This is a genomic window from Bifidobacterium pseudolongum subsp. globosum, from assembly GCF_000741295.1.
Lineage (GTDB): Bacteria > Actinomycetota > Actinomycetes > Actinomycetales > Bifidobacteriaceae > Bifidobacterium > Bifidobacterium globosum.
Genome location: NZ_JGZG01000006.1, coordinates 41,941 through 67,451, shown reverse-complemented (window position 1 = coordinate 67,451; position 25,511 = coordinate 41,941). Strand labels below are relative to the sequence as shown.

18 protein-coding genes and 1 tRNA gene are annotated in these 25,511 nt (G+C 62.1%); 9 read left to right on the top strand and 10 right to left on the bottom strand.

All coding sequences use genetic code 11. From position 1 onward, the window contains the following. Positions 1 to 425: 425 nt before the first annotated feature. Positions 426 to 713 (bottom strand): hypothetical protein, encoded by a 288-nt coding sequence (locus BPSG_RS05405; protein WP_026643611.1) that lies wholly within the window; start codon positions 711 to 713, stop codon positions 426 to 428. Positions 714 to 761: 48 nt separating this feature from the next. Between BPSG_RS05405 and BPSG_RS05400 the strand changes: the two genes are divergently transcribed. Continuing rightward, positions 762 to 1,169: a hypothetical protein gene (locus tag BPSG_RS05400; protein WP_026643612.1), complete on the top strand. Its 408-nt coding sequence runs from the start codon at positions 762 to 764 to the stop codon at positions 1,167 to 1,169. A 26-nt stretch (positions 1,170 to 1,195) separates the two neighbouring features. On the opposite strand, the gene BPSG_RS08705 is transcribed toward BPSG_RS05400, so the two are convergent. Continuing rightward, the gene (locus tag BPSG_RS08705; RefSeq protein WP_026643613.1) at positions 1,196 to 1,483 is read right to left on the bottom strand and encodes a hypothetical protein; all 288 of its coding nucleotides are present in this window, start codon (positions 1,481 to 1,483) and stop codon (positions 1,196 to 1,198) included. Between the two features lie 315 nt (positions 1,484 to 1,798). Here BPSG_RS08705 and BPSG_RS08445 point away from each other — a divergent pair, with 315 nt between their 5' ends. The 3 genes from BPSG_RS08445 to BPSG_RS05375 all read left to right on the top strand — a co-directional run bounded on the left by BPSG_RS08445 (position 1,799) and on the right by BPSG_RS05375 (position 3,278). Further along, on the top strand, positions 1,799 to 2,578 hold the full coding sequence (locus BPSG_RS08445) for a 3'-5' exonuclease (protein ID WP_157928613.1): 780 nt from the start codon (positions 1,799 to 1,801) through the stop codon (positions 2,576 to 2,578). 35 nt (positions 2,579 to 2,613) lie between these two features. After that, a complete protein-coding gene (locus BPSG_RS05380; RefSeq protein WP_026643616.1) occupies positions 2,614 to 2,889 on the top strand; it encodes a hypothetical protein in 276 nt (91 codons plus the stop codon). A gap of 206 nt (positions 2,890 to 3,095) precedes the next feature. Next, positions 3,096 to 3,278 carry a hypothetical protein gene (locus BPSG_RS05375; protein WP_026643617.1) on the top strand — a complete coding sequence of 61 codons (183 nt, stop codon included), beginning with the start codon at positions 3,096 to 3,098 and terminating at the stop codon, positions 3,276 to 3,278. Between the two features lie 154 nt (positions 3,279 to 3,432). Here the strand turns inward: BPSG_RS05375 and BPSG_RS08770 are convergent, their stop codons facing one another. From BPSG_RS08770 to BPSG_RS05360, 3 genes are all read right to left on the bottom strand, one after another. Continuing rightward, a complete protein-coding gene (locus tag BPSG_RS08770) occupies positions 3,433 to 8,499 on the bottom strand; it encodes a type ISP restriction/modification enzyme (protein ID WP_033502332.1) in 5,067 nt (1,688 codons plus the stop codon). Between the two features lie 136 nt (positions 8,500 to 8,635). Then, positions 8,636 to 9,907, bottom strand: a complete 1,272-nt coding sequence (locus BPSG_RS05365; protein ID WP_026643618.1) for a glutamate-cysteine ligase family protein — start codon at positions 9,905 to 9,907, stop codon at positions 8,636 to 8,638. A gap of 73 nt (positions 9,908 to 9,980) precedes the next feature. Beyond that, on the bottom strand, positions 9,981 to 14,699 hold the full coding sequence (locus BPSG_RS05360) for an acyl-CoA dehydratase activase-related protein (RefSeq protein ID WP_236822961.1): 4,719 nt from the start codon (positions 14,697 to 14,699) through the stop codon (positions 9,981 to 9,983). A 251-nt stretch (positions 14,700 to 14,950) separates the two neighbouring features. Here BPSG_RS05360 and BPSG_RS05355 point away from each other — a divergent pair, with 251 nt between their 5' ends. Beyond that, positions 14,951 to 15,883: a hypothetical protein gene (locus BPSG_RS05355; protein ID WP_225531967.1), complete on the top strand. Its 933-nt coding sequence runs from the start codon at positions 14,951 to 14,953 to the stop codon at positions 15,881 to 15,883. 13 nt (positions 15,884 to 15,896) lie between these two features. On the opposite strand, the gene nrdG is transcribed toward BPSG_RS05355, so the two are convergent. Both nrdG and nrdD read right to left on the bottom strand, forming a co-directional pair. After that, positions 15,897 to 16,598 carry an anaerobic ribonucleoside-triphosphate reductase activating protein gene (gene nrdG / locus BPSG_RS05350; protein WP_080699239.1) on the bottom strand — a complete coding sequence of 234 codons (702 nt, stop codon included), beginning with the start codon at positions 16,596 to 16,598 and terminating at the stop codon, positions 15,897 to 15,899. 107 nt (positions 16,599 to 16,705) lie between these two features. Continuing rightward, complete coding sequence (gene nrdD, locus BPSG_RS05345; RefSeq protein WP_026643621.1) at positions 16,706 to 19,099, bottom strand: anaerobic ribonucleoside-triphosphate reductase; 2,394 nt, start codon at positions 19,097 to 19,099, stop codon at positions 16,706 to 16,708. 359 nt (positions 19,100 to 19,458) lie between these two features. Here nrdD and xseA point away from each other — a divergent pair, with 359 nt between their 5' ends. Both xseA and BPSG_RS05335 read left to right on the top strand, forming a co-directional pair. After that, a complete protein-coding gene (xseA, locus tag BPSG_RS05340; protein WP_022858707.1) occupies positions 19,459 to 20,751 on the top strand; it encodes an exodeoxyribonuclease VII large subunit in 1,293 nt (430 codons plus the stop codon). 70 nt (positions 20,752 to 20,821) lie between these two features. Beyond that, positions 20,822 to 21,160 (top strand): exodeoxyribonuclease VII small subunit, encoded by a 339-nt coding sequence (locus BPSG_RS05335; RefSeq protein ID WP_026643622.1) that lies wholly within the window; start codon positions 20,822 to 20,824, stop codon positions 21,158 to 21,160. An 8-nt stretch (positions 21,161 to 21,168) separates the two neighbouring features. Here BPSG_RS05335 and BPSG_RS05330 read toward each other — a convergent pair whose 3' ends face one another. Continuing rightward, complete coding sequence (locus BPSG_RS05330; protein WP_026643623.1) at positions 21,169 to 22,185, bottom strand: endonuclease/exonuclease/phosphatase family protein; 1,017 nt, start codon at positions 22,183 to 22,185, stop codon at positions 21,169 to 21,171. A gap of 203 nt (positions 22,186 to 22,388) precedes the next feature. Between BPSG_RS05330 and BPSG_RS05325 the strand changes: the two genes are divergently transcribed. Together BPSG_RS05325 and BPSG_RS05320 are read left to right on the top strand one after the other, a co-directional pair. Further along, positions 22,389 to 22,464, top strand: a tRNA-Arg gene (locus BPSG_RS05325). Positions 22,465 to 22,554: 90 nt separating this feature from the next. Beyond that, the gene (locus BPSG_RS05320) at positions 22,555 to 23,274 is read left to right on the top strand and encodes a DUF4391 domain-containing protein (RefSeq protein ID WP_026643624.1); all 720 of its coding nucleotides are present in this window, start codon (positions 22,555 to 22,557) and stop codon (positions 23,272 to 23,274) included. 8 nt (positions 23,275 to 23,282) lie between these two features. On the opposite strand, the gene BPSG_RS05315 is transcribed toward BPSG_RS05320, so the two are convergent. Then, a complete protein-coding gene (locus tag BPSG_RS05315; protein WP_026643625.1) occupies positions 23,283 to 24,251 on the bottom strand; it encodes a Ppx/GppA phosphatase family protein in 969 nt (322 codons plus the stop codon). A 26-nt stretch (positions 24,252 to 24,277) separates the two neighbouring features. Beyond that, positions 24,278 to 25,501, bottom strand: a complete 1,224-nt coding sequence (locus BPSG_RS05310) for a pyridoxal phosphate-dependent aminotransferase (RefSeq protein ID WP_033502333.1) — start codon at positions 25,499 to 25,501, stop codon at positions 24,278 to 24,280. Positions 25,502 to 25,511: the final 10 nt, after the last annotated feature.

Genomic DNA, 25,511 nt, shown 5'->3' with positions numbered 1-25,511 from the left:
CGCCCTGAAAAGCCGGCTATAGGCCTATTGATCGGTTTGCGCTGATTTAGCGCTAGCAGGTGTTGCGTGGACAGTAATAAGTGCGCAGGTGGCGTTCACAAGGGATTTCGGACAGTTGCCATGCCCAAATGTCGCAAATATCGATGCTGCCACGTTATTTCGGACAGTTACGGGTCGCATCTGTCTCAAATATCACTGTGGCCACGTGATTTTGGACAATTACAGACAGTCGTCATGCTCAGCGGCTCCGGACATGACTTTCGTCAGGAGCACTCAGGGATTCGTCATGCAGCAGCGCGAAACGCGGCTATGGACTGGGAACCTAAATAACACCCCGACACACTTACTGGCGCAACACCAAACACGCAACATAATCAACACATTTTGACTATATGCCGGATTCCTAAAGTTGATAGCTGGACGCATCACGACGCAACGGACGTCTCCGCTTTTGCGAGTAGTTCATGACCAATCACATCGGCATAGGAGTCTTCCTCACACCACGGCGAATCCAGCACGGCGTGAATCAACCCTGCGTCTGGAATCAGACCACGATCCTTGAACGCTAGCATCGCGTAGTCGAAACCACCAGCATATTCACCGGCATCAGCTGCACTTCGCAGCATGTCAGCATCTGCATGGGCCTTCCCATCCAAGAGGACCCGGATGAGATCCTGCAGAAGCAGATCAGTCGAATTTGGTTGACTACTCATTGCTCGATTGTACGACGGCGGATTACTCCAGATTGATAGGATGACCTTATGTCGATCAGCGAGGAACGATCAAGCCGATACACGTTTAAACCCGGCCAGCTCACACCGGTCACAAATCCGGAAAAACTCAAGCGCATCCATGAGAAAACCGGTGTACACCCACTGCCAGATGACGAGCAGGCATGGAACATCACCATCGATGATTTACTGGAATACTATCTCAAACTCCTCACCGTGGAGGGCGGGGGCAAGTGGTCGGACGAACTGCTCGATGCATGCCATGCCGGGGAATACACAGCCGGACTAATCATTGCTCTGGCAGCCTGTGAAGACCAAGGTTTGAAACCGGACCGGCAGATATTGCGCGCCACCCTCGCATCCCCGTGGTGTGAGGAAGGCTGTGACGCCGATGTAATCGCACGTCACATGCTCGATGCGGCCGCCTATCCCCCATGACGAGGATATGCTGAATCAGGCCCATGTCACGGCGTAACGGAGGATCCGCCCCTCTTCAAGAACTCTCGGCAAATATCATCGGCGTACGAATCCTTTTCAAACCATGGTGAGCTCATAATCTCATGGATCAAATGAGTGGGAGGCACTATGCCAGAAGCTTTGCATGCCAACATCGCAAAGTCGAATCCCGCGGCGAACTCACCGGCGATAGCCGTGGCATCCAACAGTTCTGCTTCCTTGTACCGTTTGTGATCTTCAAGGATTTTCACGAACTTATTCAGCAACAGGTCATCGGGCGTTGTCCCTCTGTGCATGATAATCCCCTCGTTCCATGGATAGATGCTAGCAGCGTGTTTCTTTTCCCGAATGCGATAATGATATCGCTCCCGTCAACAGTTGTCCTCTCGCATGCGGGGCAAATCGTTCGAGGTAAGAAAGCGCTTGCAAATTTCCATGCCATCATCATCGGGATCCAATAATTCGCATGATCGCTTGATGATATGACGTTCGGGAATGATGTTCAACTGTTTTGACCGGATTACGGCCATATCCAAGGCGACTGTCGGCTCACCGCATGCAAAAGCATTCCTGATGATCTCCGCGTTTTCCGCATCCCCATAAAGAACGAGTTGTCTGACATACCAATCGACAAGGTCCTCAAACGTCATTTTTTCCGCGACACACATGTCAATCACCTCCGTTCATCAACATGCATACGAATCATCCCCGCGCATGCGGGGCAAACACAAACGCGTTCCCACGCAACCCGGAACACTGCGGAATATCTTGCCCATGGCCTCCCCGATGAACGCATAGTCGTATTCGACACCGAAACCACCGGCCTCGACAATGATGATGAGGTCCTGCAGGTTTCTGCAGTGGATGGCGCCAGGCGTCCGCTCCTCAATGAGTACATCCACCCCACACGCAAGACAAGCTGGGAAGGTGCATATGCAATCCATGGGATATCACCACGTGACGTCGAACACGCGCCGATACTTAAACAGATCAAAACAAAGTTAGACAAGATATTCTCCTCCGCATCACTCAACATCGCTTACAACATCGAATTCGATGACAGGATGCTCAGACAGTCGGGCTACTCCATCAGGGACGTGGCTCCACAAACCCCATGCATCGATGTAATGCTTGACTATGCCGCCATGGTCAGGCAATCCTATGGGAATGAATATAAGTGGCAACCCTTGCAAGGTTGCGCAGCCCATTATGGCGTCGATTTCGAAGCCCATGATTCAGCACAGGACGCAAAAGCCACGGCAAAATGCTTCAAATGCATGACATACGACGCTGAATACCAACTTCACGCCGTTGTCCCCCGGTCATCAGCGAGATCAAGAAGAAAAAGCCCGCTCCACACGAAGACATCCCACACGTACGAACCTATGTGAAAGAGCGCGACAAACCACACGATCGAATATCAAGCATGGCCCTTCGATTCGCATCCACCCGCGCGTTCAAAAAGACCATGGCCGCGTATCCGAAAATCGATGGAAGAACCATACGCACCACAGCGCTAATCAGAGCCTGGGAAAGCGGATGCGCGATCATCACCGATGAAAACTACATCATCGCCAAGTTCAACAAGGACACGGAGGAATTCCAAAACCTCAAAGACTGGGATGGCCAAGCCGTGGAAATTAACGGCTGGGAAGTGAGCCATGGAACCGTGGCACGGCTCCATTTGAAATTCCTCCAGTGAGGGATCCAGCATGCTCATCACTGTATCGATCGAAATGATACCTCGTATGCCTCGCCTATGTCAGCGCGCACCAACGCGCAAACCAGACCAACGACGTACAGCAGCTCACACTAAACAGGGTTGAGCGTCTGCGCGAACAAGCCGCCGCAGACGCAGACGCCCCGATTCCCGCAATTCTATTCGGCCGCATCCTAGACGACGGAAAGATGGTCAAAGTAGCCATGCTCACCCTCGATGGATACGAAACATTCAAGGAAAGCAACGGTCTGACGAACATCACCGACAACGCTTACACCATCAACTTCTCCCACTGGGACAATGCGCACGGGCGGCCGGGGAACATGGTTCTGGCATTCACCTCCGAACTATCCGTTGATATGGTGAGATAACCTCTGCGATCATCGAACCACTCTGTCGACCAAATTACAGCATCGCGACGCTGCAGAGCACATGAGTGACCCATGGCACTGCATTCGTCACGCTATGAAAAGTGGTGTTCGCGGCACATCGCCGCGAACACCACTTCTGTTTAACTTTCTTCCACTAGTTCCATTCCTCAGGCCAGTTGTCCGGCTTCGGCAGTTCCTCCAGTGGGGGCAGGGAGTCCACGATGTCCAGCGTGCGCAGGCTCACCGTAATGACCTTGCGCACAAGATCGACGATGTAGCGCGGATCGTCGGAGTATGTATTGGGATCATTGACGATGCCGGTCTTCTTATCAGTACGTACCTGATAGCGGTCGATGATCCAATCAAGCGCGCTCTTGCCGTTCACAACATACTGGTACGCCCGCGCGGGGATCTCCTGGAAGGTCAGTCGTTCCGCGACCTGCAAGACCGTCGGATCCTTGATACTCTTTCCGGACTGTGGATCCTTGATTTTGTTCGGATACCGCATCTTCTCCGTATGACCTGGATTCACGCTGTCACCGACCTCGACGACCGGATAGGGTTCCACATGCTCATAGTCCAAATGCAGTTGGGCCAGTTCCCTGCCAGCCTTCATGAACGCCTTGAAATCCTTCGCCAACGGGATACGCGGCAATTCCCTGTCCAGGTTATTCTCGAAGCGCGTGCGGTATTCCGGCGAATGCAGGACGCCATACACGTAATAGAAGATGTCCTCCTTGCTGATGCGCATGCCCGGATACGCTTCACGGAACACCTGCAGCCCAGTATCGGTGATCGCGTCGTGACGTACATACTGCGTCTTCTTCCGCGTCATCTTATCACCCAGATCGAGCAACGACTGCTTGGCTTCCGGAGCGTTGGGATCCTCAAACAACGCACCTTGCGCATCATCTGCCGGAACGTCGACCTCGATCCGCTCATACCAGTACAGAGGGAAACACTGGCCGTGGTGATTCAGTTCCAAATCTGGAAGTAAATCCGAAATGATTACACCGCGCTCACCAATAGTTATCACCTTGTTTTCAAAGCAAGGAGTACAACTTTGCTGGTACGTCATTTCGTTCGCCGAATTTTCAGTCTCTTCGTTTTCAGGCAAAGAGGATGAACTAGGGGTTGCTGGTACGTCCTTTCGCCCGCTCGCATCCTCGAGCGGGAAAATTCGGGGTTGCTGGAGCGTCATTTCGTTCATGTATTTATCAAAGTACACATATTCCTTACAGAACGGGCGATACATATATAACGTAAAACCATTGGGATTGAAGGGAATCTCCACACCACGTTCCGCATAATTCTGCACGCGTCGAGTCCAACTATATCGTGCAAAATCTTGGGGCAAAGGCTGACGATCATCCTTGTACGCCTTGGAAGCTGCATTGATGTCCTCAACAAGCGCGCTCATCCTGTCCTTGAGTCGCGCGACAGAGAAATCAGTAACCCAAGCATCACGGTTAGTCGCCACCCCCATTGACCACATCGTGAATAATCCGGTTCCGAGTTTTTTGCCACCCTTCAAAACACCCATTGGGATAAAGTTTTGGTAGGAGTCATCACGTTGGTTCAACCAGTCTCCATGCTCATCTGGCGTGAGTATCTCCCATTCGGGATCCTCGACTACTGCGTTTTTGAGGATGTCGAGTTTCTCCTCGCGGCTGAGGTAATCGCCGATGTCCTTGTAGTGGATCACGCCGTGCTCTTCGGAGGCTGGGTTCTTCACCAGCATCGTGATGGCAATGGTTGCACGGGATCCGGAATCGAATATTTTTCCGCCTTCCTTCCGTGACTCCTCACCTTGCGTACGTTGGTTGCCTCGTAGGTTGTAGACGTAAATGGAATTGAATTCTTCAACGAAGGAGCGCCGCACGCCAGCTCCGGAGGCGCTGGTAAGCCATCCTCCGTTGGAGACGAAGCAAATGATGCCCTTTTCCTTGATTCGGTCCGAAGCCCATCGGAAAGCCCGGATGTAACTATCGTACAAAGACCTTTTATAGTTCGCATCCGCTTTTGCCGTATACGTTTGTTCGATGTGTTCATCCAAAGTCTCGTACTTGACATTTTGATTGCCTAGACGTTCCTTGTCTCCCGCGCGATAGGGTGGATTCCCGACAATGATACGAATAGGTGTATCTAATTGTTCCTGTATTCGCGTCGTATTCTCGTCAAGGGCCTCTAATGTAGGTTGGTCGTCATCGGTTTCACTCATTTGGAAGGTGTCGGTGAGTACGGCGCCGGGAAAGTTGACGTACTCGCCCCCGTGCCGCAGGTGGTAGGACTGTTCGATGTTGATGTCCATGATCGTGGCGGCCAGGGGCACGATCTCGTTGGAGTGCAGGTCGTGCATGTATTTGTATTCGAGTTGCCCGTCGGGGATCAGGCTCGTATCCTCGATCAGGCGGCAGATGTAGGTGCCGGTGCCGGCGAATCCGTCGAGCACGTGCACGCCGTGGTCGCCGAGGCTTTGGCCGAACTCGCGGGTGAGGGCGCGTTGGACCATATGCAGCTGCGCGTCCACGACCTCGACGGGCGTGTAGACGATGCCGAGCTCGTTGGCGGTGTCCTTGAACACCTTCGTGAAGAACTCGTTGTAGATCTCCTTGATCAGGTTCTGCTTGGCCGTGTCGGTGGTCAGTTGCATCGCGGCGATCTTGACGGACGAGTACAGGTCCCGCAAGGTCGGGTCGTCGATGCTTTTGGGCAGTCCGGCCGTGTAGAGTTCGTCCATCACGGTGTCGAGGGCGTGCATGACGGGGTTGTTGTCAATGACGGCGCGGTCGGTGAACAGGGTCTCGAAGATCGGTTTGGTGATTTCGTGCTGGGCGAGCACGGTGATCGCCTGTGTCTCCTCATAGCCGGGGTTGAGGCTGTCGCGCAGGCCTTGCAGGTACCGGTCGAACGCGTCGCGTGCGGGGCCGTTCTGCACGATTTGGGCGATCTGTTCGGCGCGGGCTGCGGCGATGTGGGCGATGTCGTCGGTCCATTCGCCCCAGTAGATCTTCGTGCCGCACTTGCGCACGATCTGCGCGTTGATGGCCTTGGCCATCTCGGCGAGCTCGTAATCCAATTCGCCCTGCACATCCTCCACGGCGTCGGTTCCGAGTTCTATCGGTTCCTGCCCGGCGTCGCCGATATGGTCCGCTGCGCCGATGCGGGAGGTGGCGCGGGTCTTCCTGCGGTTGAGTCGCAAACGGTTCTCGTCGAGGACCTCGACCTCGACGATGCGGCGCAACGCTTCGGTGTCGCCCAGCGAGGCGGCGTTGATGATGGCTTCGAGGCGTTCGTCGTGGCTGCGCAACGCGCGCACGACCTGCCAGACGGTCTCGTAGGCTCCCGAGGACAAGATCTTGTCGGGGTCGCCGCCGAGGGGCACGACCACGGGGATGATGATGTACCCGTATTGTTTGCCCGGCGCGCGGCGCATGACACGTCCGACGGACTGGATGATGTCCACCTTGCTTTTGCGCGCGCTCAGATAGATGACCGCGTCCAAATCGGGCACGTCGATGCCTTCGGCCAGACAACGCGCGTTCGACAGAATCCGGCACTCGTTGGCCGGTGTGTCCGCGGACAGCCAGTCAAGCCTGTCGGCACGCGTCTGCGCATCCATCGTGCCATCCACATGTTTGATGTCCACGGTCACGACGTTGTTCGCATGGATCGTTGCCGCGTTTTCGCTGGTGTCCTCCAGTGATTCGGTGTAGTCGTCGATGACGGTCTGGAACTTATCGGTCAGTCGTTTGGAGTCCTTGATGGACGCGGCGAACGCGATCGCGTGGTGCAGCACACGGTTGGACTCGTCGTCGCCCACGGTGGTCTCGGCGTGCCGGCCGCGTGTGGCGAGATCGGCGACGGAGGTGGAGTGGCGGCGGTCGAACATCGCTTTCCAACAGCCGACGAACTTGGCCGCGTCCGACAGGGGGATGGGCGCGTTCTCCCGGCTGTACGCCTCCTGCATCGCGCGGCCCATCTGGTCCTCACCGACCTGCATGATGACGATCTTGTAGTCCGTGAGCAGTCCAGCCGCGACGGCCTTGCCGAACGTGAGCCGGTACGCGACCCGGCCGTAGACCCTCTCGTCATCCATGCTGGCGATCTCCACGGCACCGTCGGCGGCCTTGTTCTTCGCGCCTTCGCCGTAGATGCGTGGTGTGGCCGTCATGTACAGGCGTTTGGCGCCATGGATGAAATCATTGTCGTGCACGCGTTGGAAGGCGCCTTCGCCGTCCATGACCCCCGTCGTGCGGTGTGCCTCGTCGCATATGATCAGATCGAAACCGGACAGCCCCAGTTCCTGGGCTTGATGGATCACATCGATGGACTGGTAGGTGGAGAACACCACGTTCAACGCGTCCGCTTTGGGACGGAACCGGTTGGCCACGGTCTGCGCGTTCGTGGTGGCGGGGAACGGGATGTCGGACAATTGGCCGTAGGCTTCCTCGGAGACCTTGCTTGCCTTGGCGTCCGAGCACACCACGTACACGTTGATGCGGCCGCGCGTCTGGTTGACCCAGTCGCGCATCGACTGGCTCACCAGCGAGATCGATGGCGCGAGGAACAATACCGTGCCGCCAGTGCCGGGGTATTGCTCGCACAGGCGCAGCGCGGTCAGTGTCTTGCCGGTGCCGCAGGCCATGACCAGTGAGCAGCGGTCATGGTCCGCCAGTTCACGTTTGACGGCATCGATCGCCTCGACCTGGTGTGGTCGTGGATCGTAGGTGCGGCGCGCGCCGGAGCGGGATCCGGCCTCGAACGCGTCCCAGTCGAGGTTGGCGTGCCTCATGGTATCGAGGTCCAATCGGACGATGTCCCGGTCGGGGTAGTCGTTCATGTAGTTCTCGAACGTCTTGGTGACCGATGGCGCGGTGTCCGCGATCATGTAATGCCCGTAGTGCCTATCGGCCAACGCGTTCATGAAGAACGTGGACACGTCCCTCTCGGACAGTTTCTTCCCCGTGTAGCATTTCGCTTGGATGGCCCAATACGACCCGTCCTCGTCCAACGCGACCAGGTCGATGCCGGTGTCCGCGTGCCCCTTGCGCAGTTCCTCGGGCGCGTCATCCCATAGCCATACGCGGCTGACGCGTTCGAGCCATGAGGGATCGTTGCTCAGGAACCATTGCACCAACCGTTCGAAACGCGTCCCCTGCTCGCGTTTATCCACCGACTCCGCCACGATACGGGCGAACAACTCCTCCACGTTTGACATGGGTCCTCCAACACGGTCATCCAAATGCAGCCATTGTAAGCAGGCGAGCACAGAACATGCCAACGGCAACACCATGATATGGCAATGCGAGAGCAAGAAGCGAACTACGCTGAAAAGAATTAGCAGCGTTGCATCTCTACCCCTGCCGCACCTCCGGCCACTTCGCGTCGCCCGGCACATCGGCGAGCGCATCCCCGACGCCCAGCACTTCGGCCCAGTAGTCCATCGGCTGGTCGTAGGGCTTCGCGTCTCCCCCGCGCGCCTGCAGCACGGCCTTTGCGGCGTGCACGTCTTCGCCGGTCAGTCCGCTGAAGTACGATTCGAGGCTGGTTCGGCGCTCAACATCGTAGAACAGGTTGCTCACGATCTGCGTGAGCAGTTCCGCGCGTTCGATCGGCAGTGAGTCCCAGTGCCGCATTTCGATGAAGTTCTTCAGGCGCACGTCGTTGAAGTGCGTGGAGAGCACGTGGTTGATTTCGTACGCGTTGAGTTCGCGGTCCGGGTACAGGTCGGCTGCTGTTGTATAGAACGCCGCGAATTCGACGCCGTGCGAGGACCGTCCTTCCGCTTCCGGCGTGTGGGTCAGGTCGGCGAACATGAGCGGGGTGCTCAGCACGTCGGCCGCGTAATCCTCCCAGCTGAACCGCTCGTCGTACAGGCCCGGCGTCACGTTGGTGCGCTGCACGTCGAGGTAATCCCACATGCGCTGGCGGCACAACGGCCACGGGTTCGGCGCGCCTTCGAAATACGGCGTATTGCGGAAGAACCATGCGAGGATCGGGCCGATCGCGGTGCCGAGGCGCATCTTGTCGATCGCGTCGCGCTCGCTCGTATAGTCGATGCTCACCTGCGTGGAGGCGGATGCGCGCATCATGCACGGTCCGAACTGCCCGATGCGCCCCAAGTACTCGTTCATCGCGGCGTAGCGCAGTTTGGGGTTGAGTGGAATGTCCGCGTACGAGCTCTTCGGCTGATAGCCGTAGTTCACCAAGCGAAAATCGAGTTCGTCGAGGATCGGCGCGGCTTCGCGCATGAACTGCCCGTGCAGTTCGAGCAGATCCTCGGGTTTGCACAAAATGCCGATCGACGTCTCAATCTGCCCGCCCGGTTCGAGCGAGATGGCGATGCCTTCGCGCGCGAGCCCGACGAGATGATCGTCCTGCCAGTACTCCTGCGCGGGGTCGTAGTACGGGCGCAGACGGCGCAGCAGTTCCTCCACGCCGTTCGGCTCGCCGTACGTGACCGCCGTGTCGTCGGCGTTGTGCACGGGCAGATGTTCGATCTCCACGCCGAACCCCCCGGTCCCCGGCGCGGAGCACCCCTCCTCGAAGAAGCGAACAAGGCTGCGCACGTGCCGCGGGTTCGGCTGAACCAGCAGGTGCGCGTAGGAAACTCGTGGTGCTGTCATAAGTGCCCATACTAACGCGCGCGCATGGGGACACGGCGCGCTTGTTCTAAAAAATCCCTATAACGTGCACAATTCACACACTGCTGCGTCCGGCGGCGGCGTTCTTCTTCGCCGCGGCGATCATCAGTTTGATGCGGTTGAGCTGGTTCGCCTCGCTTGCGCCGGGGTCGTAGTCGATCGAGACGATGTTCGCCTGCGGGTAGAGCCGGCGGATCTTGCCGAACATGCCACGGCCCGTGACATGGTTCGGCAGGCACGCGAACGGCTGTGCACAGATGATGTTGGGGCAGCCCGATTCGATGAGCTCCACGATCTCGCCCGTGAGCAACCAGCCTTCGCCGGCCTGCACGCCGATCGAGGTGACGGTCTGCGCCTTGGCCACGAGCTGGTCCATCGGCAGGTCCTTCTCGAATTTGCCGCCGCTCGCCTCAAGCGCGCGGTTCACCGGGTTCATGTAGGCGTGGATCACGCCCCTGAACGCCGTGTACAGCGCCTTGTTGCGGCCGGTGCCCAGATTGCGCTCGTTCCATTCGTTGATGTACGGGCGCATCGTCATGAAGTCGATGATGCCGGGCACCACGGCCTCGCAATCCTGTGACTCGATCACTTCGACAACGTGGTTGTTCGCATCAGGCTGGTACTTCACGAGAATCTCGCCGACGACGCCGACCCGCACCTTGCGCTCGACATCTTGCAGCGGCAGCGCATCGAAGGTCTCCACGATCTTCGCCACGAGTTTCGCGTACGGCCAGTACGCGCGCCCGTACAGCATCTTCGCGGTCTTCGACATGCCGTGGTTGAGCAGTGTCTCGCGCACGATCACGTTCCACCGCTCGTACAGGCGGTTCGCGGAACCCGGATTCGCCTCGTACGGGCGCACACGGTACAGGCACTTCATGAGCAGGTCGCCGATGACGAGCGACTTCGCCGCACGGTGCAGCAACGGCACCGTGGGCGTGAAGCCGGGATTGTCCACAAAACCTTGCGTGGAGATCGCGATCACGGGGATCTGCGGATAGCCCGCATCCACGAGCGCCTTGCGGATCAGGGCGAAGTAGTTCGTGGCGCGGCACATGCCGCCGGTCTGCGAGATCGCGAGCGCCGTGGTGTCGGGGTTGTACCGCCCGGATTTGATGGCCTCGACGAGTTGGCCCACGGTCATGATCGCCGGGTAGCAGGCGTCGTTGTTCACATATTTGAGGCCGGTCTCCACGTCGGTTTTGCTGGCGTGTTCGAGCACGTCGAATTTGTATCCGGAGGCGCGTATGGCCGCTTCGACGAGCCGGAAGTGGATGGGGCTCATCTGCGGGGCGACGATGGTGTAGTCGCGGCGCATGTCCTTGCCGAAGGGCACGCGGTTGGCGTAGGCGCTCATGGTGGCGCTTTGCCGGTTCTGCTGGGCGCCGCCTGCTTGCCTCCCCATGACGGCGTCGAGCAGGATTTGCCGGCCGGGTGTGGGCGCTGCGGTGCCGGTGTGCCGGAAGGTGCCGGCGCTAGCTGCGGGCGTAGCGGCGCGCTGGGCGTTGCGTTCGCGTTCCTCGACGGCGGCTTTGAGTGAGCGCAGGCGGATTTTGGCGGCGCCGAGGTTGGAGACTTCGTCGATTTTGAGCATCGTGTACACGTCCGCTTTGTCGGCGAGGATCTCGGACACCTGGTCGGTGGTCACGGCGTCAAGGCCGCAGCCGAACGAGTTGAGTTGCACGAGTTCGAGTCCGGGCCAGGAGGCCACGAACTGCGCGGCGCGGTAGAGGCGCGCGTGATAGGCCCATTGGTTCATCACGCGCAGTGGCATGGTGGTGAGCTTGCGGTCGTTGACGTGCCGGAACCCTTCGCTCGTGTGGGCGGCCGGGTCGGTTTCGTCTTCGGCGAGGTATGCGGTGAGCGCGGGCACGTCGTTGGGGTCGAGCCAGCTGACGGAGTCTTCGGAGAGCACGACCATGCCGAGCGAGCAGATCGTCTCGGGGATGCCGTGGTTGACTTCGGGGTCCACGTGGTAGGGGCGCCCGGCGAGCACGATGCCGCGACAGTTGTGCTCCTTCATGTAGGCGAGCGCGCGCACGCCTTCCTGCTGCACGTCGTGTTTGAACACGGTGTCTTCGGCGTAGGCGGCGGCGACGGCTGCTTCGGCCTCCTCGCGTGTCACGCCGGCCCATGCGAATTCCTCGATGATGCGGTCGACCATGAGGCTGTGCTTGGAGAGGTTGAAGTAAGGGCGCATGAACCGTATGCCGTCTTCGCGCAGTTCGGGCATGTTGGCGCCGATGACCACAGGGTAGTTGGCTACGACCGGGCAGTTGTAGTGGTTGTCGGATTCTGGCACCAGGTCGTCTTCGAACGAGACGCATGGGTAGAAGATCGTGCGTATGCCTTTGTTGAGGAGCCACTTGATGTGCCCGTGCACGAGTTTCGCCGGATAGCAGATGTTTTCGGACGCGATGGATTCGATGCCGGTTTCGAACAGTTCGTGGTTGGAGCGCCCGGAGATGATGACTTTGAATCCGAGGCTCGTGAGCAAGGTGAACCAGAACGGGTAGTTTTCGTACATGTTGAGCACGCGGGGTATGCCGATTTCGCCGCGCGTGGCCTTTTTATCGGTCAGGCGGCGGTAGGCGAAGGCGCGCTTGTATTTGAAGTCGTACAGGTTGGGCCGGTCGCTGCGTTTGCGTTTGGCGTCGCCGCCGCGTTCGCACCGGTTGCCGGTCACGTAGCGCGATCCGTCGTGGAATGTGGTGATGGTGAGCTTGCAGTGGTTCTGGCACAGTTTGCACACGTCGCGTTCGGTCGTCATCGACAGCTCGTCGAGGGCGGTGCCGTGCAGGATGCTCGAGACGGTGTGGTCCACGCCGTCGATGCGCGCCACGTGCACGCCGGCGGCGTCGGTGTCGCCGTCCGTGTCGTCGGCGATGTCGTCGTAGTGCATGCGCGCGGTGAGCGCGGCGCCGTAGGCGCCCATGAGTCCGGCGATGTTGGGGCGTGTCACTTCGCGTTCGGTGAGCAGTTCGAACGCGCGCAGCACGGCGTCGTTGAGGAACGTGCCGCCCTGCACCACGACCGTGCTGCCGAGCTCGCCCGAATCGCGCAGTTTGATGACCTTGTACAGTGCGTTGCGCACGACGGAATAGCACAGGCCGGCGGCGATGTCTTCGATGCTCGCGCCTTCTTTCTGCGCCTGCTTGACGCTCGAGTTCATGAACACCGTGCACCGCGAGCCCAGGTCCACGGGGTGTTCGGAGGCGAGCGCGGCCTGCGTGAACTCCTCGATGGTCAGGCCCATGGAGCGCGCGAAGGTCTGCAGGAACGACCCGCAGCCCGATGAGCAGGCTTCGTTGACGGCGATCGAATCGATCACACCGTCGTCGATGGCGAGGTACTTCATGTCCTGGCCGCCGATGTCGATGACGGCGGTGACGCCTTGGCTCACCATTTCGGCGCCGCGGTAGTGGGCCATCGTCTCCACCACGCCCTCATCGAGGTGCAGCCCGGTGGCGATCAGTCCCTCGCCGTAGCCGGTGGCGCAGCTGCGCGCGATCCAGGCGCCTTCGGGCAGGTCGTGTTCGATCGTGCGCACAATCTCGATCGCGGCGGCCAACGGGCTCCCGTCGTTCGTGGCGTACGACGACCAGACGATCTCGCGGTCGTCGTTGACGAGCGTGGCCTTGATCGTCGTCGACCCGGCGTCGATGCCCAGGAAGTGCGGGCCGCGCGCGCCCTCGAGCGTGCCGATGTGCACGTGTTCGCGGTGGTGGCGCGCGTCAAACGCCTCACGTTCGGCGCGGTTGGCGAACAGCGGCGGCATGGTGGCGGTGTTCGCCGGCAGTGTGCTCAGGTGTTCGAGCGCGGCGATGATGCTGTCCGTGGTGCGCGGCGCATAGTCGCCGGCGTGCTCGATCTGGCCGGGTTCGCCGGCGGTGAGCGCAGCGCCGTACGCCACGTACAGGTGCGCGTCGGCGGGCGTGATGAATTCGCCGACCTTGCCGTCGAGCGCGCGGCGGAACGCTTCGCGCAGCTCGCTCATGAAGAACAATGGCCCGCCGAGGAACACGACGGTGCCGTGGATCGGGCGCCCTGAGGCGAGGCCAGCAATCGTCTGGGTGGCCACGGCGGTGAAGATCGAGGCGGCGAGGTCCGGTTTGGCGGCGCCGTCGTTGATGAGCGGCTGCAAATCCGTCTTCGCGAACACACCACAGCGCGACGCAATCGGGTACAGCGTGGTGTAGTCCTTCGCCATCGCGTTGAGTCCGGCGGCGTCGGTGTCGAGCAGCGTGCTCATCTGGTCGATGAACGCGCCCGTGCCGCCCGCGCACGAGCCGTTCATGCGCTGTTCCGGCGTGGGCTTGAGATAGGTGATCTTCGCGTCTTCACCGCCCAGTTCGATGATCACATCGGCCTGTGGCACATCCTGATCGATCGCGCGCGTCTCGGCGATCACCTCCTGCACGAACGGCACATGGAGCGCGTCGGCGAGCGCCAGGCCGCCCGATCCGGTGATGGCGAGCGCGATCGGCTCATCGGCGCGCCCGAGCGTGGTGAGTGTGGCGCGGATGTCTTTGAGCAGGCCCTCCATGGTGGCGCGCACATTGGCGTGGTGGCGGCGGTAGTCGGCGAACAGTGGCTCACTCAGCGCGTCCGATTCACCGAGCACCACGGCTTTGACCGTGGTCGAACCGATGTCGAGCCCCACGCGCAGCGGGCGCGCGGGGTCGGCGCGCTGTTCTGGGTGGGCGGTCGGGATGCGGTTCGGCTCGGTTGTTGTGTTGTCGTTCGGCATGCTCATGGGTGCCGTCTGAACCATCGATACCTCGTTCATCTTCGGGACGTGCGTTGGTGGGCGCGCACCGTCATCTGTATTGTCGCGCGCGCGACTGCCATAATCGTCAATAATCCGATTATCTTAGTGCCGAGCGGGTACGTTGGTAAGAGGCGGTTCAGCGTGTGGCTCACTGCGTAGACACCCATCTATAATTTCCCTAACCGATTTCACATGCGCGCCATTGCGTCCCGGCGGATTCGCCTTTCTCTGATGGCGCGAGGAACGAGGCAGGGATGAGCGGTCGGAGTGCAGACGGGTCCGGGCAGACGCAGCCCACGCAACGCATCGACGTTGCGATGGCGCAGTTCGAAGAGGATCCGCCAACGCAGGCGCTGCCGGTCCATGAGATCCGCGCGAGCGCGGCGCAGGCGGTGCCGCCGAGCTATGTGGCTGGCGGCGTACCGGGTGTGCCGCAGCCGCACAAGCGCAAAAAATGGCCGATTGTGGTGGCGGTGATCGCGGCCATCGCGCTGATCGGCGCGGTGATTGGCGGCGTGGTGTACAGCCACAAGCACTCCGAGGCGCTCGCCCGCTGCCGTACAGCGGTCAGTGAGTTCAGTGACGCGCGCAAGGCACTGCTCGCCACTTCAGACGATTCGCCGGCGATCCAACGGTTCATCCGCAATGTGCTCGGGGTGGATGACATCCTCGACGCGGTGGCGAAGGCCGCGACCGCCGCCGAGGGCACGGTCTCGGACGAGGGGTGCGCCACGAACGCGACGATCATCCAGCTCAACCTGGTCGCGGACACGCTCGACAGCGCCACGGATTCGCTGCGCGAGTCCACGAAGCAGATTGAGCAGAAGGCGCGGGACGAGGTGGATGACGCGCTCGGTGGCGAAGACCTCAAGCAGGGCGCGTCCGATGCGCTCGATGAGGCGGATGAGACGACTGGTGACGCCGTCGACAGTGCGAAAAGCGGATTGCGGTCCGCGCTCGACCGCGCCGGCGACGTGCTCGACGACCTGCGCGCGCACTATGACGGTTCGGCCGTTGGATCTTACTTGACCGGCGTGCTGCAGAAGGCGGTCGACGCCGGCCAACGGCTCATCGACGACTCGGGCATCAAGGATTCCAAGGTGTACAAGGCGGCTGAGGTGACGATCAATGAGGCGATCGACGCGGTGAACACGTGGATCGACACGCAAGCGGCCAAAGCGGACTAGCGTGCCGTGCGCGTCAGCTCGCGTCGCCTTCGCCGGCGGCGCGCTCGTGGCCGTAGATTTCGGGGATGAACCGCTCCTGGTCGTGCAGTTTGCTCCAGATGACCACGTCGCCCTGCTCAAGTGATGCGGGCACGTCGATGATGCGCTGGTTCGACGAACCACGGAACTGCAGCAGCGAATCGTGCTGCGTCTTGATGTAGCGGCCGTCGACGAGGATGTCGATCTCGCGCAGCAGGTCGAGCTTGTCGGGGCTCTCCCCCTCGCGCATCAGCTCCTCCCACGTGTAGCCGGTCCAGCACCAGATGTCTTTCGTGTGGCCGAAGCGTTCGCGAATCTTGCGGGCGAGCGGCAGCAGCACGCCGGTGTTGAGCAGCGGTTCGCCGCCGAGGAACGTGATGCCCTGCACGAAGCTCTGCGCAAGGTCGTCCATGATCTGCGCCTCGAGCTTCTCGTTGTATTCGTGGCCCGCCTGGAAATCCCAGATCGATGAGTTGTAGCAGCCCTCGCAATGGAACGGGCAGCCCGACACATACAGCGAGCAGCGGATGCCTTCGCCGTCGGTCATGAGGAACCGCTTGTAGTCGGCGATCATGTTGTGGCTCATCGCATTCGTCCACTGCCCCGCGCGCGGGTTGTTCGTCAACGGGCTCGGCACCGACGGGCCCCGGTATTCCTTGGTCTTGACGAAATCGTGGCGTGTGCCTGCCTGTACCATGCGTTCCTGCTCCTCCATGCCCAATCTGCATCCATCATGACACAGGGCGGCGCATCCCGCGTTCACCGCGGATGTGCCGCCCTGCCGGTCGCGCTATGCGCGTGCGTTTACTTCGTTTCCTCGAACCATTCGCGCGTCTCGCCGTTGCCGAGCGTGACGCGGCCGGTCTCACCAGCCATGTGCTTGACGCGGTGGGCGATCTCCTCATGGCGGCCGTGCACCATCGGGCGCTGCACCGGGTTGCCCAGATAGCCGCATGTGCGCTTCGTCACATTGCACTTGTCCGGGTCGGAATTGCCGCACTCAGGGCACTTGAAGCCCTCTTCGGTCGGCTCGAAGTCGCCTTCGAAGCCGCATTCGAAGCAGTGGTCGATCGGCGTGTTCGTGCCGAGGTAGCCGATGCCGATGTTGTACGCGTAATCCCACACAGCCTCGAGCGCCTTCGGGTTGGCCTGCAGGCACGGGAACTCGCAGTAGTTGATGAAGCCGCCCGAAGCGTAGTACGGGAAGTCCTTCTCATAGTCGAGCTTCTCCATCGGCGTCGGCTGCAGCCACACCGGGTAGTGGAACGAGTTCGTGTAGAAGTCGTGGTCAGTCACGCCTTCGATGTCGCCGAACTTCTCGCGGTCCATGCGGTTGAAGCGGTCGGTGAGCGATTCCGCCGGCGTCGAATAGACCGAATAATGGTAGCCTTCGGCGGCCGACCAGTCCTTGCACAGCTGGTTCATGCGGCGCACGATCTCGAGCGCGAACTCCTTGCCCTGCGGATCCCAGCCGTGGTCGCGCATCCAGTTCTTGCCGTAGAAGACGGCAGTCGCCTCATACAGGCCGATGTAGCCGAGCGACACGGTGGCGCGCTCGTTGCGGAACAGCTGATCCACATTGTCGTTCGCGCCGAGACGGCCGAACGCGCCGTAGCGGAACAGCGTCGGCGCATTGACCGGCGTGGCCTGCTTGCAGCGCATGATGCGGAACTGCAGCGCCTGGTGCGCGGTCTCCATGCGTTCGTCGAACAGGCGCCAGAAGCGGTCCACATCGCCGTGCGATTCGAGCGCGATGCGCGGCACGTTAACCGTGACGACGCCGAGGTTCATGCGGCCGTCTTCCACATCTTCACCGGTCTTCGGGTCGATCCAGCCCTGCAGGAACGAGCGGCAGCCCATTGGCGCCTTGAACGAGCCGGTGATCTTCACGATGTTGTCGTAGAACACCACGTCCGGGTACATGCGCTTCGTCGAGCATTCGAGCGCAAGCTGCTTGAGGTCGTAGTTTGGGTCGCCCTCGTCGGCGTTGATGCCGTGCTTGATCGTGAACACGAGCTTGGGGAAAATCGCCGTGTGGCGGTCCTTGCCTAGGCCACGGATGCGGTTGAGCAGGATCGCGCGCTGGATCTCGCGGGCGAACCAGCTCGTGCCGAGGCCGAAGCCGACCGTGACGAACGGCGTCTGGCCGTTCGAGACGCGGTTCGAGTTGATCTGGTATTCCATCGTCTGCATCGCGTCGTAGATGGCCTTGCGGGTCATGATCTTCGCATAGACCTCACGCAGCTGGTCGAGTTCGGGCAGGTCCTTGTCGAACGCCTCGTCCATCGGCAGCGGCTCGCGGTTCTCGAAATGCAGCCAGCGCGGCTCCTGCGCCTTGAGGCCACGCACCATGTCTTCGGCCACGGCGATCGGCGTGGAATCGGGGATCATGGCGCGGGCCATGTCCATGTTCTTCGCATAGTCGCGCTTCGCGTAGTCCTCGAGCATCTCGTCGGCGCGGTTGACGGTCTGGCCGCCGTACTGCGCGCCGGCGATGTCCTTGATGATCTGCGTGATCTGTGTGGCGGCGGTGCCGATGGACTTCGGCGAATCCATCATCGCGTTGCCGAGTGCGAAGCCATGGCGCAGCATGTCGCCGAAATCAGGCAGCGAACAGTTGTTCATCGACGTGAACGGCGAATAGTCGGCGTCATGGAAGTGGATGTCGCCCTTCATGTGCGCGTTCGCCACCGCGTCGGGCAGCATCGAGAACGCGGACGCCTTGGAGACGGCGCCGGCGAGCAGGTCGCGCTGCGTGGCGTAGACGTTCGAGTCCTTGTTCGCGTTTTCGCGCACGAGCGACTCGTCACGGTTGACGAGGCGCTTGACGGCCTCGTTGATGTCGGTGGCCTTGGCGCGCTCGATGTCTTTGTTGAGGCGGTAGTTGGTGTAGGTGCGCGCCACTTCGTACAGGTGGTCCTCGATGAGCGCATGCTCCACGAGGTTCTGGATGTCTTCGATCTTGGCGGGGCCGTTGTAGCGTTCCTTGATTTCGCCTTCCACCTGGCTGGCCAGGTCGCGGATCATGCGCTCCTCTTCGGGCCCGACTTCTTTGTCGAGGTCCGCGAAGGCGGACTTGACGGCTTCGACGATGTTGACGGGGTCGAAATCCACGATGCGACCATCGCGCTTTTCGACCAACACCGTGGTCGCGTTCCTTGCCTGTGTCCGCGGGGCGTCCATGACCTGAGCTTCCATGCGCTTTCCTGTTCTCTTAAGGGACCGGTGCCACCCGGCCGTGTTGCCGAAGCGCCCGCAGCGGTGGGGCGCCGTACTTGCTTGACAGAACTGTACGCCAAAGCCACCCCCCATATCTAGTACAACGCGCCGGCAAATGACCCATATCTTGGGTTTTCGTTGAAATTCCGCCCCAAATGTCATGCGTGTGATACTCGTCACGAACCACCTTGTTCGCCGTGCGGAAATCCGCGCGAGCCTATGGTATCCCAAGCGCCCGGCCGAGGTGCGCGCCGGTGCGTTCGCCGGCCGGGAAAACCAACCGACACGCCGCATTGCGCGCCTTGACGATGTCCGTTCGCTGATGGAATCTAGTCAGTATGGTTTGGAACAACAACAACGGCTCGGGCGGCGCCGGCTCGCCGCTCGACAGGCCGCGCACGGCCGACGAACTGCCCAGGTTCGCGCGCGACACGACCCCCGAAAACCCGTGGCCGGTCTCGCTGCTGAGCCAGCATTTCCACGACGCCGTGGAACGCTGGCCCGCCGCGTGGATCGAGGGGCAGATCATCGAGATCAACGCGCGCCGCACCGGCACGGTGTATCTGACGCTGCGCGACAGCTTCCAGGAGGTGTCGATCTCCGCGCTCGGCTTCGGCGCGTTCGCGCAGAAGGCGCGCGCGTTCCAACAGGGCGACCGCGTGGTCATGCATGGGCAGGCCGATCTGTGGGTCAAATCGACGCGCCTGAGCTTCCGCGCCGACGACATCCGGCGCATCGGTTCCGGCGGCATCAAGGAGCAGATTGACGAACTGCGCAAGAAGCTCAAGGGCGAGGGCCTGTTCGACGAATCCAACAAAGTGCCGATCCCCGAATTCCCCACGACGATCGGCATCGTGTGCGGTCCCGGCGCCCGCGCGGAAGGCGACATCATCACGAACGTCAACCTGCGCTGGCCCATTGTGAACTTCGCCGTCAAATACGCGCATGTGCAGGGCCCACAATGCCCCGCCGAAGTGGTGCAAGCCATCCAGGAGCTCGACGCCGACCCGGCAGTGGACGTGATCATTGTGGCGCGCGGCGGCGGCAGCTTCGAAGACCTCATCGGCTTCTCCGACGAACGGGTGGTGCGCGCCACCGCCGCCTGCGTGACGCCGATCATCTCGGCGGTCGGTCATGAGGACGACTGGACGCTCATCGACCTGGCGTCCGACATGCGCGCCTCCACCCCCACCGACGCCGCCAAACGCGTGGTGCCCGACGTGCGCGAACAGCAGCAGCTCGTCGCGAGCGCAATCGGCACGATGAGCATGCGCATGCGCGCGATGGTGGACAACGAGTCACGCCTGATCGAGGGGTATGTAAACCGCCCGAGCCTGACCCACCCGCAGACGATGGTCGAATCCCACGAACGCGACATCGCCGACGCCGTGCGCGCGATGCGCATCGGGCTGACGCGCATTGTGGACGACGCGCAGATGCATGTGGAGAAGCTCAAGGCCACACTGACCGCATTGAGCCCGCAGTCGACGCTCGACCGTGGCTACGCGGTGCTGCAGAACGCCAGCGGCCATGTGGTCGACGACGCGGGCGACGTGCATGTGGGCGACGAACTGACAATCACCCTGCGCCACGGCACCGTGGTGGCGCAGGCGCAGGCCACGCACGTCTAAACGCCCCGGACAATCCCCCTGCAACCGCAATCAACCAGCACTTCAACCATCACACCATCAAGGAGACACCATGGCAGACGACATCGAAATCACGCAGACCGAAGAGACCATCGACACCAATACCGCACAGCCCGCCCCGCAGGCGGCCACGAGCCTGACCCAAGAGGAACGCGACCTCATCGCCGCCATGCCGTACGAGGAGGCGCGCGACAAGCTCGTGCAGGCCGTGCGCGCGCTGGAGAATGGCGGCCTGAGCCTCGACCAATCGATGCGCCAGTGGGAGATCGGCGAGGCGCTCGCCCAGCGCGCCGAGTCCCTGCTCGCCGACGTGCGCGCGCGCCTCGACGCCGCACAGGCGCAGCAGGCGCAGACCGCGAGCACGGCCGGCACGCAGGAGAACCTGCAGTAACCGGCCGCTCAGCGACGCGTGAAGTCGAGCGTGGCGAGCAGTGCGCGGTGATCCGAGCCACCGATGCGCACCGTGCTTACCTGCCCGACGACCACACCACGTTCGGTGACGATGTGGTCGATGCCCGAGAACGCCGGCAGCCACGGTTTGTCGGCGGGCCAGCTGAATACAAGGCCGTGGCCGCTCGCGCGCGCCGCGTCCTGGAACCGCGATCCGAGCAGGTCGCGGAACACCGCGTGGTCGTAGGTCGCATTGAAATCGCCCATGAGCACGTATTGTGTGCCGGTGCGCGCGGTCAGCTGCTGCATCTCAGTGAGTGACTTGCGCCATAGGTCCCACGACTGCGCGGTGGGCGACGTGGTGTGCACACTGACGAACCGCACCGGCAGCGCGCCGTTGTCAAAGCGGATGGTGCCGGCGGGCATGGCCGAGGCGCTCGACGGGAACTCCGCGTCGGCCGGTTGCTGCAACGGCTGCGCGGACCACAGGCCATTGCCATACCCGCTGCCTGACGACGCGCTGACCGCGTACGGCAGATAGTCACCGATCCCCGCCTGTTCGAGCCGCTGCACGAACTGCGGCGTGGTCTCCTGCAGCGCGAGCACCTCGACATGCTGGTCGCGCACCGCATCGACGATCGCCTGCGGGTCGGCGGCGCCCTTGTACACATTGCACGTCATCACGCGCGCGAACGCGTCGTCGATGGCGGGTTTGGCCTGCGCCACCGCGGCGATGGCCTGCGCGCCGAGCGGCTCGCCGTTGCGGTAGAACGGCAGTTGCCAGTACCCCTGCAGCACGATGCACGCCACGGCCACCGCGGCGGTGAACCAACGGTGTGCAATGCACGCGCAGACGAGCGAGACCATCGCGGCGAGCGCGAACCACGGACTCAACGCGATCACATACGGCACATAGGGCAGCGCCTGCATGTCTTCGGGCAGCAGACGGGCCGCGCAGCCGAGCAATGCGACGAGTGCGAGCAGGGCCCCCACGGAAGCCAGAACAGGGTGCCTACGCGATGCCATATGATGCCTCCTTGCGGGCGGTTGTGTGAACTTATATCGACAGCATATGGCCGGCTCGCCCGCCAGGGTCCGCCGGCCGCATGCCAACCACGGTACCCGCGGCCGCCCGGCCGGCGCTATCCTCCCCGTGAATGATTCGCAGCGCGCCGAAAACCACAGCGCTGGCCACAGGCCGTGCCGCTGTGTATAATGGCAGGTTGTTTGCCCTGGTAGCTCAGTGGATAGAGCACCGCTCTCCTAAAGCGGGTGTCGTCGGTTCGAATCCGATCTGGGGCACCATGGGCGGGTATGAGACCCGCCGGACGTGCGCGCGTGCCGAACGGTACAGTGGTGCGAACCAGCCGTTGTACAAACGAAAGAAGGCCCACGATGACGATGGCCGCATGCGGTTCCGTGACCGCCGAAACACTTGGATTCGAAGCCTCGCAGGCGATTCCCGCGGCGAAAGGCACCCTGCCGAAGGGCCTGTTCGTGGCGAAACCGACCGCTCCCCTTTCCGCGAAGACCAAGCAGCATCTGGTGCACAGCATCGCGTCGATCACGATGCTCGCACTGCTGCGCCCGGCGAGCACCGGTCTTGAGGCGAGCGCCCGCATGCCGGAGATCCTGGTGTTGGGACTGCGTCTGGCCGACGGCGTGCAGGAGACGCCGGACGATGTCATCGAGCTCATCGCCTCGCAGCGCGCATCCGGCATCCTCTTCGCCGTGGTACGCACAGCCGAGCATGAGGGCACTACGCGCGAGGAATGCCAATTCGCCGTGCGCCGCGCGATCCCCGGGCGCGCAGGGCACACGCCCACGTTCCGCGTGTTCCACAGCGCATGGGAGCCCGCCGGCGAGATGTTCCTCGACGTCAATGGCGCCACGATGGACGAGCTGTGGGCGTCATTGTGTTCGCAGACGATCCTGGGGTCGACCGATTTCGCCGACCTGGACGCGCGCATCGCCCGCGTTGAGCGGGTCCGTGCGCTGGAGGCGGCGGTCGCGAAGCTCACCGCCGACCACAAGCGCGCGAAGAACCCGGCGCAGCGCAACGAGATCTACGCGAAACTGCACAAGGCGAAGAACGAGCTCGCCGCGCTGCAGTAACGCCCCGATCAGAACCCAAAGCGCGTGCGCCCGTACTGGTCGAGCCAGCGCAGGATCGCGCCTTCGCGCAACGCCCATGGGCACACTTCGATTTCGTTGATGCCGAGCGCGCGCATGATTTCGACGGCGATGATGCCAGCGCCCACGATCGTCATGGCGCGGTCCTGCGTGATGCCGGGCAGTGCGGCGCGCTGGGCCGGTTCGATCGCGGCGAGGCGCGGGATCCAATCCTCGAGCTGCCCGCGTTCCACGCACAGCGCGTCCTCGCGCCCCGGCTGGTGGATCACGGTGCCAGCGAGGCGCGCGAGCGAACGGATCGCCTTCGACGTGCCGACGGCGTGGCTCGAATAATCCTCGGCGGGTACGGCGTCGACGACCGGCGCGATCATCTTGCGCACTTTCTTGTGGATCGACTCAAGATCCTTGGGCGAGGCCATGCCGCCCGGCAACAGGTCGCGCGTCACCACGCCGGCGCCGGCGTTCACGGCGGCGGCTATGGTGGGCTCCTCGTCGGAGCCGAGCGCGACTTCGAGCGAGCCGCCGCCGATGTCGATCATCAGCAGGCGGCCGGCGTCCCACCCGTACCAACGGCGCGCGGCGAGGAACGTCAGGCGCGCCTCGTCTTCGCCCGAAAGCACGGTGACGCGCTGGCCGATGATCTCTTCGACGCGGTGCAGGATCTTGTTGCCGTTCGGCGCCTCATGCATCGCCGACGTGGCGAGCGCGAGCAGTTGCGAGACCTTGTATTGTTCGGCGAGCCGCATCGCGTCGTCGACGGCGGCGAGCAGCGCGTCGACCGCCTGTTTCTTGATGCTGCCGTCGTCTTTGAGATGGTCCATGAGCCGCACGGTGGTCTTCGAGCTCGCCTCCGGTTCGGGGCGCGCGCCGACGGCCGCGTCGACGACGAGCATGTGCACGGTGTTCGACCCGATGTCGAGCACGCCCAAGCGGGTGGACTGCAGTTTCAGATTTGCCACGGGGGTTCCTCTTATGTGGTTGTTCTTCAGTCCTGCCGCGTGCCGGCGAGCCCATGCACGAAGGCGCCGAGCCGCGTCAATCCTTCGCGTAGGTCGTGGCGTGAGGCCGCGTACGACAGGCGCACGTGCGTGTCGGCGGTCGCCTCGCCGAAGTCGGCGCCCGGGGTGAGCGCCACATGCGCCTCGCGCAGGGCGCGCTCGCAGAATGCGGTGGCGCTCAGGCCGGTGGAGCTCACGTCGAAATACGCATAGAACGCGCCGTTCGGCTCCACGTCGACCGGCAGGCCCAGGTCACGCAGGCCGTCGATCACGATCGCGCGCCGGGCGAGCAGTTCGAGCCGGCGCTTCTCACTGACCGCGAGCGCCTCGTCGCCGAACGCCTCGACTGCGGCGATCTGGGTGGGCGTGTGCGCGCTGAGGAAGAAGTTCGCCGCGAGGTTGTCCACCGCGTCGGCGGCGGCGGGCGGCACGACGATCCAGCCGAGGCGCCAGCCGGTCATGCCGAAGTATTTCGAGAAGCTGCTGCAGACAATCGCGTCGGGGTCAATCGAGAGCACGGATGGCACACGCGAACCGTCGGGCTCGACATCGGCCAGGTCGAGGTAGGTTTCGTCGACGATGCGCCATGCGTCGTGCGCACGCGCGGCGTCGCAGACCGCGCGCAACGTGTCCGGGGTGATCGTGGTGCCGGTGGGGTTCGACGGCGAGGTGATCATGACGGCGCGCGTGCGCTCCGACCAGTATTCGTCGAGCAGTTCGGGCGTCAGGTGGAAGCGTGTGGCGGCGCTCGTCGGCACGTCCACGACGACGCCTTCGAACGCGCGCACGAGCTCGCGGTTGGTGGGGTATGACGGGTCGGCGATGAGCACTTCACTGCCCGCGTCCACGGTGAGCGCCACGGCGAGCAGCAGGGCGGTCGAACCGCCCGCCGTGATGACGATGCGCCCGGGGTCCACGTTCACCTGGTGTTGCGTGGCGTAGAATTCACTGATCTTGCGGCGCAGTTCGGGCAGCCCCTTCGCCTCGGTGTAGGGCAGCGCGCGCCCGTCGTACAGGTCGCGCATGGCCGTGCGCACCGGTTCGGGGGCGTCGTAGTCCGGCTGGCCCAGATTGAGTTTGATCACGTCGACGCCCGCCGTGATCATCATGTCCGCCTGCGCGCCGATGCGCATCGCGCGGAACGGGTGCACCGCGCCGGCGCGCGTGGCGAGCGGCGGCAGCAAGCGCAGATTATGGGATTCGTCCATCATGTCTCCTTTG